The organism is Ciceribacter sichuanensis (assembly GCF_024055605.1).
Lineage (GTDB): Bacteria > Pseudomonadota > Alphaproteobacteria > Rhizobiales > Rhizobiaceae > Allorhizobium > Allorhizobium sichuanense.
In genome coordinates, this window is record NZ_JAMXLX010000005.1 from 93,984 (window position 1) to 114,437 (window position 20,454).

16 protein-coding genes are annotated in these 20,454 nt (G+C 64.3%); 2 read left to right on the forward strand and 14 right to left on the reverse strand.

The annotated features are described in order from the left end of the window. Position 1 precedes the first annotated feature (1 nt). Positions 2 to 1,534 carry an acyl-CoA carboxylase subunit beta gene (locus NBH21_RS15940; RefSeq protein ID WP_250915235.1) on the reverse strand — a complete coding sequence of 511 codons (1,533 nt, stop codon included), beginning with the start codon at positions 1,532 to 1,534 and terminating at the stop codon, positions 2 to 4. 134 nt (positions 1,535 to 1,668) lie between these two features. On the opposite strand from NBH21_RS15940, the gene NBH21_RS15945 reads away from it, so the two are divergent. Next, the gene (locus NBH21_RS15945; RefSeq protein ID WP_250915236.1) at positions 1,669 to 3,078 is read left to right on the forward strand and encodes a helix-turn-helix domain-containing protein; all 1,410 of its coding nucleotides are present in this window, start codon (positions 1,669 to 1,671) and stop codon (positions 3,076 to 3,078) included. Between the two features lie 30 nt (positions 3,079 to 3,108). Here the strand turns inward: NBH21_RS15945 and NBH21_RS15950 are convergent, their stop codons facing one another. After that, positions 3,109 to 4,005, reverse strand: a complete 897-nt coding sequence (locus tag NBH21_RS15950; protein WP_250915237.1) for a LysR family transcriptional regulator — start codon at positions 4,003 to 4,005, stop codon at positions 3,109 to 3,111. A gap of 119 nt (positions 4,006 to 4,124) precedes the next feature. On the opposite strand from NBH21_RS15950, the gene NBH21_RS15955 reads away from it, so the two are divergent. Continuing rightward, positions 4,125 to 4,532 carry a RidA family protein gene (locus tag NBH21_RS15955; protein WP_250915238.1) on the forward strand — a complete coding sequence of 136 codons (408 nt, stop codon included), beginning with the start codon at positions 4,125 to 4,127 and terminating at the stop codon, positions 4,530 to 4,532. Between the two features lie 2 nt (positions 4,533 to 4,534). On the opposite strand, the gene NBH21_RS15960 is transcribed toward NBH21_RS15955, so the two are convergent. The 12 genes from NBH21_RS15960 to NBH21_RS16015 form a co-directional block, all read right to left on the reverse strand. Continuing rightward, entirely contained in the window at positions 4,535 to 5,608 is a 1,074-nt protein-coding gene (locus NBH21_RS15960) for an enoyl-CoA hydratase/isomerase family protein (protein WP_250915239.1), read from the reverse strand. Positions 5,609 to 5,637: 29 nt separating this feature from the next. Further along, positions 5,638 to 6,777, reverse strand: a complete 1,140-nt coding sequence (locus NBH21_RS15965; RefSeq protein WP_250915240.1) for an acyl-CoA dehydrogenase family protein — start codon at positions 6,775 to 6,777, stop codon at positions 5,638 to 5,640. 106 nt (positions 6,778 to 6,883) lie between these two features. After that, on the reverse strand, positions 6,884 to 8,398 hold the full coding sequence (locus tag NBH21_RS15970; protein ID WP_250915241.1) for an aldehyde dehydrogenase family protein: 1,515 nt from the start codon (positions 8,396 to 8,398) through the stop codon (positions 6,884 to 6,886). A gap of 1 nt (position 8,399) precedes the next feature. Continuing rightward, positions 8,400 to 8,891 (reverse strand): (2Fe-2S)-binding protein, encoded by a 492-nt coding sequence (locus NBH21_RS15975; RefSeq protein ID WP_250915242.1) that lies wholly within the window; start codon positions 8,889 to 8,891, stop codon positions 8,400 to 8,402. Continuing rightward, complete coding sequence (locus NBH21_RS15980; RefSeq protein ID WP_250915243.1) at positions 8,888 to 12,034, reverse strand: molybdopterin cofactor-binding domain-containing protein; 3,147 nt, start codon at positions 12,032 to 12,034, stop codon at positions 8,888 to 8,890. The genes NBH21_RS15975 and NBH21_RS15980 overlap by 4 nt, the downstream gene beginning before the upstream one ends. Before the next feature lie 349 nt (positions 12,035 to 12,383). Beyond that, on the reverse strand, positions 12,384 to 13,250 hold the full coding sequence (locus NBH21_RS15985; protein ID WP_250915244.1) for an aromatic ring-hydroxylating oxygenase subunit alpha: 867 nt from the start codon (positions 13,248 to 13,250) through the stop codon (positions 12,384 to 12,386). Beyond that, positions 13,247 to 14,641, reverse strand: a complete 1,395-nt coding sequence (locus NBH21_RS15990; protein ID WP_250915245.1) for an amidohydrolase family protein — start codon at positions 14,639 to 14,641, stop codon at positions 13,247 to 13,249. The genes NBH21_RS15985 and NBH21_RS15990 overlap by 4 nt, the downstream gene beginning before the upstream one ends. A gap of 45 nt (positions 14,642 to 14,686) precedes the next feature. Then, the gene (locus NBH21_RS15995; RefSeq protein WP_250915246.1) at positions 14,687 to 16,243 is read right to left on the reverse strand and encodes a GMC family oxidoreductase; all 1,557 of its coding nucleotides are present in this window, start codon (positions 16,241 to 16,243) and stop codon (positions 14,687 to 14,689) included. A 169-nt stretch (positions 16,244 to 16,412) separates the two neighbouring features. Then, a complete protein-coding gene (locus tag NBH21_RS16000; protein ID WP_250915247.1) occupies positions 16,413 to 17,021 on the reverse strand; it encodes a thiamine pyrophosphate-dependent enzyme in 609 nt (202 codons plus the stop codon). Further along, the gene (locus tag NBH21_RS16005) at positions 17,018 to 17,518 is read right to left on the reverse strand and encodes a thiamine pyrophosphate-binding protein (RefSeq protein WP_250915248.1); all 501 of its coding nucleotides are present in this window, start codon (positions 17,516 to 17,518) and stop codon (positions 17,018 to 17,020) included. Before NBH21_RS16005 ends, NBH21_RS16000 begins: the two co-directional genes overlap by 4 nt. 92 nt (positions 17,519 to 17,610) lie before the next feature. Beyond that, positions 17,611 to 18,555: a LysR family transcriptional regulator gene (locus NBH21_RS16010; protein ID WP_250915249.1), complete on the reverse strand. Its 945-nt coding sequence runs from the start codon at positions 18,553 to 18,555 to the stop codon at positions 17,611 to 17,613. Positions 18,556 to 18,560: 5 nt separating this feature from the next. Next, entirely contained in the window at positions 18,561 to 20,369 is a 1,809-nt protein-coding gene (locus NBH21_RS16015; protein ID WP_250915250.1) for an adenine deaminase, read from the reverse strand. Positions 20,370 to 20,454: the final 85 nt, after the last annotated feature.

Consider the following 20,454-nt stretch of genomic DNA (forward strand, 5'->3'; position numbering starts at 1 on the left):
CTTACAACGGGATCGTGTCGTGCTTCTTCCAGTGCGTGCCGAGCTGCTTGTTGCGCAGCGAGGCGAAGGCACGGGCGATGCGGCGGCGCGAGGAATGCGGCATGATGACTTCGTCGATGAAGCCGCGTTCGGCGGCGACGAAGGGGTTGGCGAAGCGTTCCTCGTATTCCTTCGTGCGGGCGGCGATCTTTTCGGGATCGTTGAGCTCGGAGCGATAGAGGATTTCGGTCGCGCCCTTGGCGCCCATGACGGCGATTTCGGCGGTCGGCCATGCATAGTTGATATCGGCGCCGATGTGCTTGGAGGCCATGACGTCGTAGGCGCCGCCATAGGCCTTGCGGGTGATCAGCGTCACCATCGGAACCGTGGCCTGGCTATAGGCGAAGAGCAGCTTCGCGCCATGCTTGATGACGCCGCCATATTCCTGGCTGGTTCCGGGAAGGAAGCCGGGAACGTCGACCAGCGTCAGGATCGGAATGTTGAAGGCGTCGCAGAAGCGGACGAAACGGGCGGCCTTGCGCGAGGAGTCGATATCGAGGCAGCCGGCGAGCACCATCGGCTGGTTGGCGACGACGCCGACCGTCTGGCCTTCCAGCCGGAGGAAGCCGGTGATGATGTTGCGGGCGAAGGCTTCCTGGATTTCGAAGAAATCGCCCTCGTCGGCCAGAGCGTAGATCAGCTCCTTCATGTCATAGGGCTTGTTGGAACTGTCCGGGATCAGGGTGTCGAGACGGTTCTCGATGCGGGCCGGGTCGTCGTGGAAGGGACGAAGCGGCGGCTTTTCGCGGTTGTTGAGCGGCAGGAAGTCGAACAGCACGCGAACCTGTTCCAGCGCCTCGATGTCGTTTTCATAGGCGCCATCGGCAACCGACGACTTCTTGGTGTGGGTCGATGCGCCGCCGAGTTCTTCGGCCGTGACGATTTCGTTCGTCACCGTCTTCACGACGTCGGGGCCGGTCACGAACATGTAGGAGCTGTCGCGCACCATGAAGATGAAGTCGGTCATGGCGGGCGAATAGACCGCGCCGCCGGCGCAGGGGCCCATGATGACCGAGATCTGCGGCACGACGCCAGAGGCATCGACATTGCGCTTGAACACGTCGGCATAACCGGCGAGCGAGGCGACTCCTTCCTGGATGCGGGCGCCGCCCGAATCGTTGAGGCCGATCACCGGGGCGCCGTTCTTCAGCGCCATATCCATGATCTTGCAGATCTTCTGGGCATGGGTTTCGGACAGCGAGCCGCCGAGGACGGTGAAATCCTGCGAGAAGACATAGACTTGACGACCGTTGATCGTGCCCCAGCCGGTAACGACGCCGTCGCCGGCGACCTTCTGGTTTTCCATGCCGAAATCGGTGCAGCGATGGGTGACATACATGTCGTATTCTTCGAAGGAGCCCTCATCGAGCAGAACCTCGATGCGCTCGCGCGCCGTCAGCTTGCCTTTGGCGTGCTGGGCGTCGATGCGCCGCTGGCCGCCGCCGAGATGCGCCTCGGCGCGACGCGCCTCGAGCTGTTCCAATACCGTTCGCATGCTGCCTCCCGACATATTCATGAAGCTTTTCAGGATGATTTGTGCCCTTAAACGTCTGGCGAGGCAAAGAAAATGATTGAACAGGTGCAATTGTGGATTTATAAATTTGCAAACTGAAAAATGCGAAATTGCAAATGGCGATCGGCAAGCTCTTTATCGGCCGCAAGGTCCGCGAAATCAGGCAGGCGAGTGCGGCCACGCAGGCCCAGTTCGCCGACATGATCGGTATCTCGACCAGCTATCTCAACCAGATCGAAAACAACCAGCGGCCGGTTTCTGCCTCGGTGCTTCTGGCGCTCGCTGAAAAATTCGGGATCGATATCACCGAACTTTCCTCCGGCCAGAACGACCGCCTGCTTTCGGCGCTGACGGAGGCGCTGTCGGATCCGCTGTTCGAAACCTATTCGCCGAGCCTGCAGGAACTGAAGCTCATCACCCAGAACGCGCCGGGCTTCGCCCATGCGCTGATCAACTGTCATCAGGCCTATCGGCGAAACGGCGAGCAGCTGGCAAGCTATGCCGACCGTGCGGGTGCCGCGACGGCTAACGAGACGACCTCCTACGAGGAGGTGCGCGATTTTTTCCACTTCGTCGACAACTATATTCACGACATCGACCAGATGGCCGAGGGGCTGGCGGCGGAACTCAAGCTCGGCGAGGGCGAGAATTACGCCGCGATGACCGGCTTCCTCGAAAGTCGCTACGGGGTTCGCGTGGTGCGCGGCGATGCCGGCGACGAGGCGATCCGCCGCTACGATCCGAAATCGCGCATCCTGACGCTGAGCCGCTATGCCTCGGTGCCGACACGGGACTTCCAGATCGCCACGCAGATCGCCCAGCTTCACGCGGAAACCAAGATCGATCAGGTGCTGAAGTCGGCGGGGTTCCGCACCGAGGAGGCGGTGGAGATCTGTCGCATCGGGCTGCACAACTATTTCGCCGGCGCGCTGATACTGCCCTATCGCAATTTCCTGCAGGCGGCGCGGGAACTGCGCCACGATATCGAATTGCTGGCGGCCCGTTTCGGAGCGTCGCTGGAGCAGGTCTGCCACAGGCTGTCCACTTTGCAGCGCCCGGGACAGAAGGGGGTGCCGATCTTCTTCGCTCGCATCGACCGGGCCGGCAACATCACCAAGCGGCACAGCGCCGCCCGCCTGCAGTTTGCCCGCTTCGGCGCCGCCTGTCCGCTGTGGAATGCGCATCAGGCCTTCGAGGCGCCGGGGCGGATCATTCGTCAGCTTGCGGAGACGCCTGACGGCGTGCGCTATCTCTGCATCGCCACGCAGGTGAACAAGGGCACGCTCGGCTTCCGGGCGGCACAGCCCCGCTATGCGCTGGCGCTCGGCTGCGAGATTTCCTATGCGGACCAGTTCGTCTATGCCGACGATCTCGATCTTTCCAACCGCGCGGCTTTCGATCCGATCGGCATTTCCTGCCGGATCTGCGAGCGGGTGAAATGCACCAGCCGCGCCGTGCCGCCGCTCAAGCACCGGCTGGTGGTGGATCACAAGGTCCGCAACGCCAACCCTTACGAGATCGAGTGAGCGCGGGAGCGCGCCGGCATCCTCTCGAAATCAGGGCCGGAGTTCTTCCGTCATCAGGTCGATGAAACGCCTGACCCGGGGTTCCAGCAGGCGCTTGTCGGGATAGAGCGCGACGATGTTGACATCGCCGGACTGAAGCTCTGGAAGCACCTGTCGCAGGCGACCTTCGGCGAGATCCCTTGCCACGAGGAAATCGGGAAGCAGGGCGATGCCAAGCCCTGCGATAGCGGCGTCCTTCAGCGCTTCCCCGCTGTCCAGCCGAAGGCGGCTGCGGCCCGGTGCCTTGATCCAGCCGCCATCCTTGCCGGGAAAGCGCCAAGCCTGCTTCTGGTTGCGGCTGGTAAAGATCAGGCAGTCATGGGCTGCGAGATCATCGACATCTTCAGGTTCGCCGCGCGCGGCCAGATAGGAGGGCGCGGCGCAGAGCATCGCCCTGAAACGGGCGATGACGCGGGACACCATGCGGGAATCGGACGTCGTAACGCCGATCCGGATGGCGAGGTCGAAGCCTTCCTCGACGATATCCTCGACACGATCGGTGAAACTCATCTCCACCTGCACCTCTGGCCAGTCCGCCAGATATCTGCGGATAATCGACAGTATGACCAGCCGCCCGAAGGCATCGGGCACTGTCAGCCGCAGCACTCCGCGCGGGGTGCCGGTGGTTCCGGCGACGCTTGCTTCGGCCTCGTCAACGGTGGCGAAGATCCTCAGGCCATGCTGGTAGAAGATCCGGCCTTCATCGGTCAGGCTGAGCGTGCGGGTGGTGCGGTTCAGGAGGCGCGTTCCGAGGCGCTCCTCAAGGCGGAGAACCGCCTTTCCCGCTGCCGAGCGCGACAGCCCCATGGCCTTGCCGCCGGCAACGAAGCTCCCGGCATCGACGACGGCCATGAAGACCTGGATATCGCTCAGATTGGCGCGCAGCATGAACACTCCGATGGTTCGCTTCTGTGTCGACGTCCGTTCGTCAATCGACCGGCTATAGCAATCCCGTCCGGCGCAGGCCGCGAGATGACCCGCCGATGACGACAGGAAGGAACGGAGACATGACACAAACCCTTGGCCGTTTGAACCCGCCGACGCTGCCCGATGCGGGTGCGCTGGGCTATTCGCAGATTACCACCGTGGAGCCGGGGCGGCTTGCCTTCATTTCGGGGCAGGTGGCGTGGCAGCCGGGCGGTGAGCGCGCGCCCGACGATCTTGCCGAACAGGCACGGCTGGTGGTCGCCAATGCTAGGTCGGCGCTCGATGCGGTTGGGGCGACGCCCGGCGACATCGCCATGGTGCGGCTCTATGTGACCGACCTCACCCCGGAACGGGTCGGGGAGGCGATGCCCGCCGTGCTTGCTTTTCTGGATGGCGCGAAGCCAAGCCTGACCGGCATAGGCGTTGCCGCGCTCGCCGGACCCGATCTCCAGATGGAAATGGAGATGGTGGTTCGCCTGCCGTCCTGAGTTCAGCCGAACAAGGGCTGCGGATGCGGCTTGAAGAACGGCTCGACGATGTCGGCGCCTATGGCGTCCAGGCTCGGCGGCGACCACTTCGGATTGCGGTCCTTGTCGATGATGGCGGCGCGGATGCCCTCGTAGAAATCCGGCGTGTGCACGATCTGGGCGGTCGCGGCAAACTCCCGTTCAAGGCAGGTCCTGAGGTCGGACGATTTGCGTGCGGCTTTCAGCAGCGCCAGCGTCACCTTCAGGCTGGTCGGCGATTTCGCCATCATGGCAGCGCGGACCCTGGCCGCAAACGGATCGGTTTCCGAGGCGAGAGCGGCTTCGATTTCCTCGACAGTGTCGAAGCCGAAGCACCGATCGATCAGCGTCCGGTTATCGGCGAACTCGCCTTTGGGCGGTGGGGTTGCGGCGGCGTCCACCAGTAGCGAGACATCCTTGGGCGTGGTGCCGGGCAGAAGGATCGTCAGCTTCTCGGCAAGATCGGCAAGGGCGGAGGCCGGCACGAACCAGTCGGCGAAGCAGGCTTCGATGGCATCGGCCGCACCGATCGTTTCGCCCGTCAGGCCCATCAGCGTGCCGAGTTCACCTGGCGCTTTCGCCAGGAGCCATGTGGCGCCGATATCGGGGAAGAAACCGATGCCGGTTTCCGGCATGGCGAGCTTCGTCGTATCGGTCACGATGCGGTGGCTTCCGTGGCTGGAAACGCCGACGCCTCCGCCCATGGTGATGCCTTCCATGAAGACCACATAGGGTTTCGAATAGGAGGCGATGCGGGCGTTCATGCGATATTCCGCCCGCAGGAAATCGGATGCACGTCCGTCGCCGGCCTTGCCGCTTTCATAGAAACTGCGGATGTCGCCGCCGGCGCAAAGGCCGCGTTCCCCTTCGCCGGTCATGAGTACAGAGGCGATTTCGGGGTCCTTTTCGAAACGGTCCAGCGCTTCCTCTATCGCCCTCACCATGTCGAGCGACAGGCTGTTCAGCACTCGCGGGCGATTGAGTAGGATCAGGCCGAGGCTGCCCTGTCGTCCCGTCAGCACATCCTCGCCCGTCATTTCCGCCGAAAGATAGCGCATATCCCGTCTCCCCCTGATTCTTCTGGTCTTTATTTTCCGAGGATGGAGCGGGCGACGATCACCCGCATGATCTCGTTGGTCCCCTCCAGGATCTGGTGCACGCGCAGATCCCTGACGATCTTTTCAATACCGTATTCAGCGAGATAGCCATAGCCGCCATGCAACTGCAAGGCCTGGTTGGCGACCGTGAAGCAGCGGTCGGTCACCAGCCGCTTGGCCATGGCGCAGAGAACAGTGGCGTCTGAAGCCTTGTCGTCCAAAGCGGTTGCTGCCCGCCAGAGGAAGGTCCGGGCCGCTTCGAGGTCGATGGCCATGTCGGCAAGGGTGAACTGCAGGGACTGGAAATCGGCAAGCGCGTGGCCGAAAGCCTTGCGTTCCTGAACATAGGTCGTCGCCTTCTTGAACGCTGCGCGCGCTCCGCCCAGCGAGGCGGCGGCAATGTTGAGGCGGCCGCCGTCCAGCCCGGACATGGCGATGCGGAAGCCAGCGCCCTCCGCGCCGAGCCGCTGGCTTGCGGGCACACGCACGCTATCCAGCATGACGGCGCGGGTGGGCTGGGCATTCCAGCCCATCTTCTTCTCATTGGCGCCGAAGGTAAGGCCTTCTGCATCGCTGGACACGAGGAAGGCGGAAATGCCCTTCGGTCCATCCTCGCCGGTGCGCGCCATGACGATGTAGAGGGTGCTGGCGCCAGCGCCGGAGATGAACTGCTTCTGGCCCGTCAGCACGTAGTCATCACCATCGCGCACCGCACGGGTCTTGAGTGCCGCTGCATCCGAGCCGCAGCCGGGCTCCGTCAGGCAGTAGCTCGCCAGCGCGTCCATGGTGGCAAGAGCGGGCAGATGTTCCTCGCGCTGCTCGGGCGTGCCGTAGCGGTCGATCATCGTCGCGCACATATTGTGGATGGAGATATAGGCGGCGACCGTCGGGCAGCCGGTGGCGAGCGCCTCGATGATGAGGGCGGTGTCGAGCCGTCCGAGGCCGGAGCCGCCGACATCGTCGGCGACGCAGATCGCGCCGAGGCCAAGGCCTCCTGCCTTCCTCAAGGTGTCGACCGGGAAGTGCTTCTTCTGGTCCCATTCCAGCGAGAAAGGCGCCAGTTCGTCGTCGGCGAATTCCGTCGCCATGTCGACGAAGGCCTGCTGCTGATCGCTCAGGTTGAAATCCATGCTGTTCCTCCGCATTCCGCCGTTTCTCCCGAACGGCATTCGCTCAAAGGCTTAGCATGGGTTTGCCGGGGCAATCACCCCGGTCGAAAGTCGGAGATGGAAACCGTCAGATCACCGCGCAGACGGTTTTCGTCTCCAGATAGTTTTCGAGGCCGGGGGCGCCGTTCTCATAGCCCCAGCCGGATTGCTTGTGGCCGCCCTTCGGCAGTTCGGGGGAGAAATAGGAATGGCAGTTGATCCAGATGGTGCCGGCCTTCACACGGGCGGCGAGCCGGTGGGCAGATGACAGGTCTTGTGTCCAAACGCTGCCGGCGAGGCCGTAGGGGCTGTCATTGGCATAGGCAATCGCCTCTTCCGGATCGTCGAAGGGGGTGACGGCGACGACGGGGCCGAAGATCTCTTCCCGCATCATGCGCATATCAGGGCGGACCGAGGTGACGACGGTCGGTTCGAAGAAGGTACCGAATTCGCCGGTCTGGTTGCCGCCGGAGGTAATCTCCGCGCCTTCCGACCGGCCTTCCGCAATAAAGCCCGCCACGCGGTCGGCCTGCTTGCGGTTGACCAGCGGGCCGAGATCGGTGCCGGCATCGAGGCCGTGGCCGAGAGTGAGGGCTGTGGCCGCCTTCGACAGGCCCTCGACGACCGCGTCATAGACGGCGCGGTGGGCATAGACGCGTGAGCCGGCGACGCAGACCTGTCCGGAATTGGAGAAGATGCCGCGGGCGATGCCGGGGATGGCGAGCGCCATGTCGGCATCCGGCATGACGATGGCGGGTGACTTGCCGCCGAGTTCGAGCGTCAGCTTCTTGAGGTTTCCCTCTGCGGCCGAGACGATCAGCTTGCCGACCTCGGTCGAGCCGGTAAAGGCGACCTTGTCGACATCGGGATGGGCGGTGAGGGCTGCGCCGACCACTTCGCCGAAACCGGTGACGAGGTTGACGACGCCCTTCGGGAGGCCCGCCTCCAGCATCAGTTCGACGAGGCGGATGGCGGTGAGCGAGGTTTCCTCCGCGGGCTTCAGCACCACGGTGCAGCCGGCGGCGAGCGCGGGCGCAAGCTTCATCGCCGCCATCAGCATGGGCGAGTTCCACGGCGTGATCGCGGCGACGACGCCGACCGGTTCCCGCGTGGTGTAGGCGAAGATCTGCTTGCCCTCCGGCTGGTAGGCGATCGAAGTCGGGATTGTCGTGCCGAGGATCTTGGTGCAGAAGCCGGCGAAATAGCGAAATTGTTCTGCCGATGCGGGGATTTCCCCGAAGCGGCCGGTTTTGAAGCTCTTGCCCTGATCGAGCGTTTCCAGTTCGGCCAGTTCCTCGACATGGGCGTCGATCAGCTCGGCGATCTTCCACAGAAGCTTGCCGCGTGCCGAAGGCGTCATGCCTTTCCATTCCTTCGAGGTCAGCGCGGCACGGGCGCTGGCGACGGCTTCATCGACATCCGATGCTGTGGCTTCGGCGAGTTCGGCGAGCAGCCTGCCGGATGCCGGATCGAAGGTTTCGAAGCGGTGGCCGATGCCGGCATCCCGCCACACGCCGTCGATGAGGATCTGTTTTTGCCGGCGGGCGAGGAAGGTCCTCGCGCCGTCGCTGCGGGGTTCGGGCGTCTTGATGGTGATGGTCATGTCAGTCTCCGATGGCGAGCGACTGCTCGCGGATGCGGCGGGCGGCATTGAGCGCGCCGCGAATGATCGAGTGATAGCCGGTGCAACGACAGATATTGCCTTCCAGTCCGGTCCGGATTTCCTCTTCGCCTGCATCGGGATTTTCCGTAAGCAGGGCGGTCAGCGCAATGGAGAAGCCCGGCGCGCAATAGCCGCACTGGAAGGCGTTTTCCTCCTCCAGTCCGGCGCGGATGGCGGGGCCGAGCGGATGGGCGTCGAGGCCTTCCACGGTGACGATATCGGCGCCCTCGATCTGCCAGGCCATGATGAGGCAGCCGTTCACGGCCTTGCCGCCGACGAGCACGGTGCAGGCGCCGCAGCGGCCGACGGAACAGGCGATCTTGGTGCCGGTCAGTGTCAGCCGGTCGCGCAGGATATCGGCGAGACGGGTTTCAGGCTGGCAATCGACGGTGACCGGTTTGCCGTTGAGGGTGAAGGTGGCGGTCATGGTCATGCGGGCAACTCCATGACCTCGAGGATGGAGGCGGGCGGAACGGGCGTGGTGACCGGCCAGTGGCCGACGGCGGCGGCGACCGCGTTGGCAATGGCCGGGGTGACCGCGCCGATGCCGAGTTCGCCGGAGCCGCGAGGGCCGAGATCATCGCCGGGGTCGAGGCCTTCCAACGCGAAGGCCCGCATGGTCTTCGGCGCATCCTGTATGCCGGGCAGCATGTAGGTATCGAGATTGGCGGCGAGGTAGGAACAGTCCCGCATCGGCGCATCCTCGGTGAGCGTGAAGCCGAGGCCTTGCACCGCGCCGCCTTCGAGCTGGCCGAGATAGGCGGCAAGGTCCATCACCGGACCGGCGGCGGAATGCTGATGCAGGTCGAGCACGCGGATTTCGCCGGTGACGCGGCTCACCGCCACGCGGGCGAGCGCTGCGCCGAAGGCGAAGATGTAGCGGGCATTGGCGGCGGAATAGTCGGTCTTCGGAAACTCGTAGGTGACGGTGACGCTCGGCAGGTCTGCTTCGGGAATGTTACCGGCAAGGTCGCGATAGGAAATCAGGATCTCGCCGCTGTTGGAGCCGCGTTCGGCAAGGCCGCCGGGGGCGAATGCGAGGGTTTCGGGATCGCGGCCCAGGATCTCGCCGGCGGCGGTGCGGACCTTTGCGGAGAATTCGGGGGCGGCCTTCTTCGCCGAGGCCCAGACGACATAGGTGCCGCGCGACGCGGTGGTGGAGCCGGATTCGGGTGCAAGCCGAGTATCGCCGATCATCGGCTTCACGTCATTGCGGGCGCAGCCGAGTTCGGCCGAAATCGTGGCCTGAATGAGCGGGAGGAGGCCTTGCCCCATCTCGTCGAGGCCATAGGCGCCTTCGATGAAGCCGTCTTTCGTCAGCGCGAGGCGGCCGCCGGCAGGGTCGGGGATGACGGAGCCGAGGCCGTTGCCCTGGTAGTTCATCGCCATGCCGGTGCCGGTAATCCACTCGCCGTCATCGGAGATGCCCTGCGGCTTCGTCCAGATATCGGAGGCACGGGCGGCGGCGAGCATTTCGACGACGCGCTCGGATTTGGAGACTTCCTGTCCGAGATAGCCGGGAGTGCCGGGCACGCGCATGTTGCGGGCGCGGATTTCGAAGGGTGAGAGGCCGCAGAGCCTGGCCAGCCGGTCCATCTGGCATTCCACGGCATAGGTCATCTGGTTGGCGCCGAAGCCGCGGAAGGCACCGCAGATGCCGTTATTGGTGTAGACGAGGCGGCCATGAGTGGAAATGTGCGGTGCTTCATAGGGGCCGGTCGCGTGTTCCAGCGCGGTTTCCAAGACGCCCGGACCGAGCGAGGCATAGGCGCCCGCATCGGCCAGCACCTCGACCTCCTGCGCGAGCAACATGCCCTCGGCGTCGCAGGCCGTCTTCATGCGGATCGTCATGGGATTGCGCTTCTGGCCGGCAAGCACGGACTCGGCGCGGGAGAGTTGCAGGCGGACAGGCTTTCCGGTCTTCAACGCGAGGAGTGCCAGCGCCGGCTGGACGGAAAGCTCGTCCTTGCCGCCGAAGGCGCCGCCGGTCGGCGAGGTGACGACGCGGATCTTCTCTTCGGGAAGATCGAGGATACGGGACAGCTGCAGCCGGTCGCGGCCGCCATGCTGGCCGCCGGCAAAGACGTTCAGCGTGCCGTCGGGTTCGATGAAGGCGTAACCGCCCTCGGTCTCCATGAAGCCGTGCATCTGGCGGGGGGTGACGTAGGTGTGCTCGATGATATGGGCGGCATTGGCGAAGCCCTGTTCGATGTCGCCACGCTCAAAAAACAGTTTGCGCTGGAGATTGCCCTGCTCGTGGACCAGCGGGGTCTCGGCGGCGAGTGCCTTTTCCATGTCATCGACCGGTGGAAGTGGTTCGTAATCGACGCGGATCAGGGAAAGCGCCTTTTCGGCGGTTTCGGCATCGACTGCCGCGACGGCTGCGACCGTGTCGCCACGATGGCGCACCTTGTCGTGGCACATGGCCGGCTGGTCCTGCACGACGATGCCGAAGGCATTCAGGCCCTTCACGTCCCGATGGGTGACGACGGCGGCCACACCGGGCAGGGCTTCCGCTTCACTGGTGTCGATGGAGAGGATCTTCGCATGGGGAATGCCGGCGCGCAGGATGCGGCCGATGAGCATGTCGTCTTGTCGCCGGTCGGTGAGATAGGCCATCTCGCCCCGGATTTTCGGCCGGGCATCCGGGCGGACATGCCAGCGCGCGGGTTCCAGAGCGTGGGAGAGTTCGGTCTCGTCGACCAGTCCTTCCGCATGTTCAGGCGGGCGGGCGGCGGGAAACAGGCTGCGTCCGGGCAACTGGCCGCCGAGGCCGTGAACGATGGCGTTGGCGGCGACGCGACGGCGATAGGCGCCGGTGCGGAAGTCGTCATCGGTTGCGGCGATCGTGTCGAGAAGACAGGCGTGCAGGGTGGTCCAGTCGATATCGGCGAGCGGTTGACCGGTCAGCAGGGTCTCAGCGGTCTTCAGGCGGGCGGGCGGAACGACGCCGCCTCCGACTGCAAGGCGGGCCTGCGAGACAATGCCGTTTGCAACGGTCAGCCGGGCGGCGGCGTTGATGACGCTCGGCGTGAAGGCGGCTCGGAGGCCGGTTTTGCGGAAGACGCGGTGCTCGGCGGCATCCTGCGGGGCGATATGCACGGCGGCGAGGAAGGCAAGCGGGTCGGCGGGGCGGGCCAGCCAGTCTTCAAGGGAGAGAATTGTCGGACCCGACGGTGTCGCGATTTCCAGTCCGGCATCGAGTGCGAGAAGGGCGGGCAGCAGGCATCCGGTGCGGCCGGCGATGTTGCCGCCGATGGTGGCGAGATTGCGCACCGAGGGGCCGGCGACGACCTTGAGGGCGGCATGCAGCAGGGGGAGGCCGGATGCGATCTCGCGGGTGGCGATCAGGCTGTTCAGGTTCGTTAGCGCGCCGATGCGGAGGCCTTGCGGGGTGGGCTCGATCCCGTTCATGCCGGGAAGGCGGGCGAGGTTTATCATCACTTCCGGTTTCGGCAGGCCCTTTGCCCATTCGAGCTGGAGTGCTGTGCCGCCGGCGACGAAACGGAAAGCGCCGGGATGGGAGGCGGCGAGGGCGAGGGCTTGTTCGGGAGAGGCGGGTGTCAGGATGTGCATGCTGATCTCTCCCGACGGCGGTTGTGGTCACCCCCCTCTGTCCGGTGTCTCCCTCTCCCCGCTTGCGGCAGGGCAATCGCACATGGGATACCGGTGTGGGCTGCGGGCTCCCTCTTCTCCCCTCGGGGAGAAGTGCCGAGCGTATGCGAGGCGATGAGGGGGCTTCTCGGCACACCCTTCGCCCTTCGCGACCCCCTCATCCCCGGCGCAACAGGGGTTGCGCCTGAGCGCTTCGCGCCACCTTCTCCCCGATGGGGAGAAGAGGGAGACCGCTTCGGGCGCCGCTCAAAATCCATATGCGATTGCCCTGCCGCAAGCGGGGCGAAGGACGATGGGGGCGACCTTTCCATCACGCCGCCCCGGCGGTGGTTCCGAAGCGGACGCCTTTTTCCTTCAGCCAGCGGCGATAGGCGATGGAGGAGGAATCGGCGCGGGTGGGGATTTCGGCGCGTGGTTCGAGCGGAAGCAGCAGGGGGCGCTGGTTTTCGACGATGATGCGGTCCTGCAGGAAGATGACCTGTTCGAAGTTCAGGAGCGACTTGTGGCTCGAAACGCTGTCGACCAGATACATGACCGGCTGCGCCCGGCAGAGGCCTTCCTCCATCGGCTGGATGAAGAGGGCGATGGCGTCCAGCCGGTTCGGTGAGGTCGGGCAGACGCGGTAGAGCATGACGACGAAGGGGGAGGGCACCCGGTAGGTCAGGTGAACGAAGTCGCCCTTGTCTTCTGTCGCGGCGATGCGCGGCTGGAAAAAGGTGCAATTGGTGGCCCAGACCTCGTCCACGTCGCGGCGGATTTCGCTCTGGTAGGTCGGCACCTCGGTATGGGGTTCGGAACCGAGAATATCGGTATGAACGAAGGGAAAGTGCGCCATGTCGAGGAAATTTTCCACCACGCGCAGGCCGGACGCACGCATGGTGACCCAGCCGCAGGGGACGAAGCGACGGTCTTCCTCTTCCGCTTCCTCGATGTGGACGATGTCCTTCACCGGTGTGCCGAGCGAGGTGAAGAGACAGCCGTAGCGGACCTGCACGGGAAGGACCGGGCCGCGCGCACCGTCATCGAGGATTTCCCGCACCAGCGGGGCGCCGCTTTCCGAGAGCCGGTATTCGATATCCTGCCCGAGCAGGCGCGTCGTGACAGGTTGCGCCGTTACTTCGCTTGCGGTCGCAATGGCATACCAGTCGTTCAGCGCGACCCGATCGGTGGTCTTCATGCCGCTGTTTCCTCTCTCTTGGTCCATTGCATGGTGCCGCCTTGGTTTTCGGCAAGCCATTCGGCGCGGCGGGCAAAGTGCCCCGGCGCCATGCGGTGAATGTCGCGGATGATGGTGTGGATATCGGCGGTTTCGAGTTCGCCGTCTTCCACGATGATCTGGCCGTCGACCATGGTCATGGCGACATCGCCGCCGCGCACGGCATGGACCAGATTGTGCTGCAGGTTGAAATAGGGGCCCTCACCGAAGAGCGGCGTCATGCGCGGCGTATCGGTGCGGACGGCGATGATATCGGCGCGCTTGCCGGCCTTGATGGAGCCGATCTCGTGATCGAGGCCGATGGCCTTTGCGCCGAGAATGGTCGCCATGCGCAGGCACTGCCAGCTATCCATGGCGGCGGCGTCGCGGTGGCGGAGCTTGCCGAGCAGCGAGGCGGTCTTCATCTCCTCGAACATGTCGAAATTGTTGTTTTCCTTTTCGCCATCGGTGCCGAGGCCGACCGGAACGCCGAGCGCCAGCATGTCGGCAATGGGCGCGATGCCCGAGGCGAGCTTCATGTTGGACACCGGATTGTGGGCGATGGACACGCGATGCTTCGCGATCAGCTCGACCTCGGACGGATCGAGCCAGACGGCATGGGCGAGCATGGTGCGCGGGGTCTCGAAGAAGCCGAGATCCTTCAGGGCGAACATCGGGCGCTTGCCATATCGCTCGATGAATTCGGCGACCTCGATTTCGGCTTCCGAGCAATGGGTATGGAAACCGGTATTGTAGCGGTTCGCCATTTCGATGGCCCGTTCCTGGCCGTCCTCGTCGGCGTAGAAGAGATGCTCCAACCCGACCCAGACATTGATGCGGCCATTGGCCTTGCGATGCCACTTCTCGATCATGGCTTCGTTCATGTCGAGCGTGTCGAAATAGTCGTAGTCGGGATGTTCGCCGACATAGGGCACGGCGACGAGGCGCGTGCCGATGGCTTCTGCGGCGCGGGCGCTGCCATCCATATAGCGCCACATGTCGACCACCGTCGTGGTGCCGGCGAGCGCGGATTCGGCGTAGCAGAGGAAGGAGGCAGCCTCCGCCTCATGCGGTTCCAGCATGCGATGCATCGGGTTGATATGCATGGTGAGCCAGTCCCAGACCGGCAGGTGCTCGGCGGTGCCGCGCAGGAAGCCGGAATGGGCGTGGGCGTTGATGAGGCCCGGCATGAGAACGGTGTTATCCAGCCGCCTCAGCGCATAGGCGGGATAGGCGGCGCTGATTTCGTCCAGCGGGCCGACGGCGAGGATGCGGCCATCTTCAATCGCCACGGCACCCTTGGTGATGACGCTGTTTTTGTCATCCATGGCGAGAAGATAGTCACCCGCCAAGATCATTCCGCTCGAAGTCATGTCATCTCCGTTTTCTTCCGCGCCATCGCGGAATGAAAGCAAGTTTCAGGCCGCTTCCATGAGGAAGGCGGCGGCGCGTTCACCGATCATGGTGACGGGGGCGTGGGTGTTGCAGGTCGGGATCACCGGGATCACCGAGGCATCCGAGATCGTCAGGCCTTCCAGTCCGTGAACTCTCAGGCGGGCATCGACGACGGCCATGTCGTCCCTGCCCATCTTTGCCGTTCCCGATGTGTGGAAGAAGGTGGAGCAGCCATTGCGGACGAACTCGACGGCTTCTTTGCGGGAAAGCTTGCGGTCCGGTGCGGCAAGGCCGGCGAAGAGATCGGCAAAGGCCGAGGTCTGGGCGAGGTCCATGATGGTGTAGACCGCCGAGACGAGCGCCTCGAGGTCTGAAGCCTCGGCGAGATAATTGGGCTGGATGTCCAGCTGACCGAAGGGATCGGCGGAGAGCATTTTCAGGTGGCCGACGCTTTTCGAGTGCATCAGGCCGGCACCGAGCGAGAAGACGTCTCCGGACATGTCGTAGAGCTCGCGCAGGCGCGGCTCGGCGCTGTTGCCCTGGACGGGAAAGGAATGGACGTCGGGCTGGACGAGATCCGGCCGCGATTTCCAGTTCAGCATGGTGCCGCCGCCATTGTCGAGCTTTTCACCCATGGGCACCTTGGAGCGGAAGACGCAGGCCTGCACCAGCGGGTGATCCTGCAGGTTACGACCGACGCCGGGCAGGGCATGGACGAGCGGAATGCCGAGGCGTTTCAGCTCGGCCGGATCGCCGATGCCGGAGAGCATCAGCAGGCGCGGCGTGTCGATGGCGCCCGCCGCCAGCACGACCTGCGTCGTGGCGCGGGTCTCGACGGGCCTGCCATCGACCAGATGGCGCACGCCGGTGCAGCGGCCGCCTTCGACGACAAGGCCGATGGCATGGGAGCCGGTGAGCACGGTCAGGCGTTCGTTGTCGAGAACGGGCAGGAGATAGCCGTTCGCCGAACTCCAGCGCTTGCCGTCGACGATGTTGAAGTTGGAGGGGCAGGCGCCCTCGTTGGTCTCGCCATTCGGATCGGCGATCACTGGAATGCCGAGTTCGGGCGAGCCGTCGAGCATGGCCTGGGCGACGGGGTGCAGTTTCCTGCTGGTGGTGATCCTGAGTGGACCGCCGGCGCCGCGAAGGGCGGTCTCGCCGCCTTCCCAGTCTTCGGCCTTCCGGAAGAAGGGCAGGCAGTCGGCAAAGGACCAGCCGTCGCAGCCGGCCTGTTGCCAGGCGTCGTAATCGAGCGGATTGCCGCGATACCACATGAGCGCATTGATGGCGGACGAGCCGCCGAGCACCTTGCCGCGCGGGATGCCGATGGTCCGGCCGTTGACGCGCGGCGTCGGAGAGTAGCTGTAGCCCCAGTCCCAGCGGCTCCGGCCGAGCGGCACCCATTCGCGCGGATCGTCGATCTCTGCGATGCCGATGCCGGGTTCGCCGGCTTCGATCAGCAGCACTGTGGCATCCGTGCCGTCGATCAGACGACGCACCACCGGCGAACCGCCCGAGCCGGAGCCTATGACGATGTAGTCATAGGATTTGGCGAGGGGTTTTGAATTCAGAATATTCATGCTCGACCGTGCCCCTCATCCCTCTGCCGGGACCTTCTCCCCGCGGGCGGGGAGAAGGACGATTGCCGCGCAACGCTTCCGTTCCCTCTCCCTGCTTGCGGGGAGAGGGAAAGGGTGAGGGGCTGCTTTCCCCTGCAAGAGCTGCGGGCATGCAAGTTCATCATTTCACTCAGTTGTGCTCGCTCGGACCCATGATGACGATGCCTTCGGTGGCTTCGACATGGCGGACGAATATGTACTTGTCCTCGCGGCCGTCCGAATGCTTGCGCTTGATATCGGGCTGGACGGTGCCGGCGACCTTAGCGACGACGATGTAGGGAACGTCGGCTTTCAGGCCGGCCTCGCAATGGGCCTCGAATTCCTCGAGCGTGCGGGCGGTATAGGCATTGTCGACGCCGGCACCGCGGGCGATTGCGGCGATATCGACGCGGCCTGACGCGGTATGGGTCGGCGGGCCGCCGATCGACTGGTAGCACTCGTTGTCCCAGACGACGACGAAGAGGTTCTTCGGCTGCTCGTTGCCGAGGGTGGCGAGGATGCCGAGATTGAACATCATGCCGCCATCGGTATCGAGCGAGACGATGCGGCGATGGGGAAGGCCGGCAGCGAGGCCGAAAGCCTGCGGCGTGACGCAGCCGAGTTGCTGCTGGAACAGGCTCGCCTCGCGCATATGGGGCGCTGCGTTGTACCATTCATCGACGGAGGCGCCGAGCGAGAGGATGACCAGTTCGTCCTTCAGGCGCTCTGCGAGAAGCTTCATGCAGTCGAAACGTTTCATCGGACGATGCTCCCCCCGAGCGCGATGGCCGAGTGGTAATAGGCGTTGTAGGACCAGTTGTAGGCGTCGGCGATGGACTGTTCGATCTGATCTTCCTCGCGCACGACCCGGTAGGGGATGCGCAGCGCGTCCAGCACCGGTTCCATGGTGATGCCGTGGGGGATGGCCCACCAGTTGTTTTCGCCGAGTTCGCCGCGATAGCTCATCAGCATGACGACCGGAATGCCGGCGCCGAGGCCCATGCGGGCGAGCGGTTCCACGGAAGCCCTGAGACCGGAGTTTTCCATGATCAGCGCCGCGCGCTTGCCGGAAAGGAAGACACCGCCGCAGATCGCGGCCCCTTCTCCCTCGTTGGTCACGCGTATCGTACGGATATCGGGATCGGCGTCGAGCGCCGGGTAAAGTTCCTTGAACAGGGAATCGGGGAGATAGCAGACGATGCTGACGCCCGCCTTCTTGAGGCCGCGGATCACGGCGTCAACGGATGATTGTTTCATGGCTTGCCCTCATTTCGAGGTAAGGTTCGCAAAACCGAGATGTTTCGAATAGACGGCAATTTTTGACGATATCGTTGCGCCGTATGCAACATCTACGATGCCGTGGCAGGGGCCGGCGCATGGACCATGCGGTCGATCGCCTGTTCCAGCAGCTTGCCAAGCGCGGAAGCCGCATCCGACATTTCCTTTTCCGAGCGGGACAGCAGCATGAGCTTGCGCGGAGGCAGGCGGCTATCGACCAGCGGCACGAATTTCAGGGTTCCCTCGCCAAGTTCCTGTTCGACGCCGACACGGGTCTGCAACACCGTGCCGAGATTGCGCTTGGCCAGATCGACCATCAGGCCGATGGAGTTGGTGCGCGAGCGGCGGGAAAGATCGACCAGCGAGCGGTTGAAGGCCTCTTCCACCGAGGAGCCGAGCGTCAGGCTGGAATCCGACAGGATGACGCGCTCGTTGGCGAGGTCGAACAGCTTGAGTTCGGTGCGTTTCGCCATCTCGCCGCCGGGGAGTGCAAGGACGCCGAGCGGAAGCGATGCCGTTGCGATGCGGCGTACGGTGCGCGGCACGCGGATATCGAAGACGACGGCGAGGTCGCACTCGCCATCGGACACCGCATTGGCCGCCTGCTGCGATCCCATGACCTTGATATCGACGGTGATCGCCGGATGACGGTTCCAGAAGGCTTCGAGTGCCGACGGCATCAGGCCGCGGGCCACGCTTTCGACGATGGCGACGGACACCGTGCCGCGATGCAGGCCGTGGAGATCGTTGATCTCGTTGCAGGCGCGGTTGAGTTCCGAAAGCGAAATGCGGGCGTGGTAGAGAAGAAGTTCGCCCGCGCTCGTCAGCTTGAGGCGCTGGCGAACGCGTTCGAAGAGTGGCGTGCCGAGCTCCTCCTCCAGCTGCCGGAGAATGCGGCTGACGGAGGAGGGGGCGACGTTCAACGCCAGGGCCGCCTGGCGGATCGATCCAAGCCGCGCCACCAGCTGGAAATAGTGGATGCGGGTGGCGACCAGTCCGAGGCGGTAGGGGTCCATGGTCCTCAGGCCTCCGGGCTCTCGAAGAGCGGCACGATTTCCATCTGCGGCACGGTGACGAGGCCCATGTCGGTGATGCGGATTTCCGGGATGACCGAGAGCGGGATCAGGTTGAAGCCCATGTAGGGGATGGTGCAGCCGGCTTTTTCCCATTCGACCTTGAGCGCCTGCACTTCCTTCGCTACCTCGTGCACGCGCTTGTCGGAGAGAAGGCCGGCGATCGGCAGCGGCACGATGGCCGTGACCTTGCCATCCTGCACCACGCAGGCGCCGCCCTGATGTTCCTCGATGGCGCGCAGCGCGACCTGCATGTCCTCCTCGTTGGTGCCGGCGATGATGATGTTGTGGCTGTCATGACCGACGGAAGAGCCGACAGCGCCGCTCTTCAGCGAAAAGTTGGAGAGCAGGCCATAGGCGACGTTACCGGCCGACTTGCCGTGACGCTCGATGACGGTGACGAAGCAGAGGCCGTGACGTTCGAAAAGGGTCTGCCAGTCGTTGGCGGGTTCCAGCTCGACCTTCACATGGCCGAGAATGATGCCCGGCAGTTCGGTCTTGATCGTGTTGGCGACGACCTTTTCGGTCGGCAGTTCCGGCGTCAGCTTCACGGCCTTCGGCAGCTTGACCGTGTGATAGGCCGCTTCCGGATAGCGCCACGGCTTCGACAGGGTTTCGTCGAGCAGCGGCGTGATCTTCTTCTGGTCGACGACGAGTTCGCCGCCATACCAGGTGCTCACCGGCTTCAGGTCATCGTCGAGCATGACGAGGTCGGCGCGGCGGCTGCCGCCCATGCCGCCGATCTCGTTTTCCATGCCGAAGCGAGTGGCGCCATGCAGCGAGCCCATGGCCCAGGCCTGTTCGGGCGTCATGCCGGCCTTGCGGGCTTCGCGCACCACCCAGTCGAGGCCGAAGTTCAGGAGGTCGTCGGCGTCGCGGTCGTCGGTGCACACCGCGATACGCTTGTGGGAGGAGCCGAGTTCGGTCACCGTCTTGATGGCTTCCGGCAACGAATGCCATGGCGTGGTCGGCGGGCCGCCGCGCAGGAAGAGCCATATGCCCGCTTCCAGCATGTCGTCGGCGATATCGCGGTCGATGGCCTCATGGGTATCGGTCACGCCCGAGGCGGCATAGGCGGAGACGAATTCGCGGCCGTAGACATGGCCGGAGACGGGCCGTCCGCGGGAGAGGGCGGCGGCCAGAATGGCGTGCGAACGTTCATCGCCCATGGTGACCGGCACGAAGTCCATCTTCTCGCCGAGCGCCACGGCTTCCGGCCATTTGTCAAACAGGGCCGCGATCTTTTCCGGCGTCAGGTCGCCGCCGGCGGTTTCGAGTTCCGGCGAGGTGGCCGGAACGGTCGAGGGCACCGTGAGAAAAATCGAGAGCGGCGCATGGCGGGCGTCTTCCAGCATGGCCTCGACGCCGGCGACGTCCATGACGTTGCCGATCTCGTGGCTGTCGCAGAAGATGGTGGTCGTGCCGTTCAAGAGTGCGGCTTCCGCATAGGCGCAGGCCGTCACCATGCTCGATTCGATATGGATATGCGGATCGACGAGACCGGGAGCGATGATGCCACCCTTGGCGTCATAGAGCTTCGCGGAGCCGTTGCGGTAAGTGCCGACCGGCTTGACGGCGGCGATGCGGCCGCCGGAGATCCAGACTTCGCGATCCGGCAGGATGCGTTCGGAATAGGTGGACAGCACCCGGGCGCCGGTGATGACGAGATCGGGCGAAACGCGACCGGAGGCGACGTCTGCGAGCTTGCGGGTCATCGTCGCAAGCGGGGCGACGGAAAAGCGGGTGATGGGTGGCATAAGTGTTTCCTCGTTGTAGTTTGTTATTTCAAGCGAGCGTCGGTCTGAATGAATCAGGCCGACGTTCTAAAGTCTTTCTTTTGAA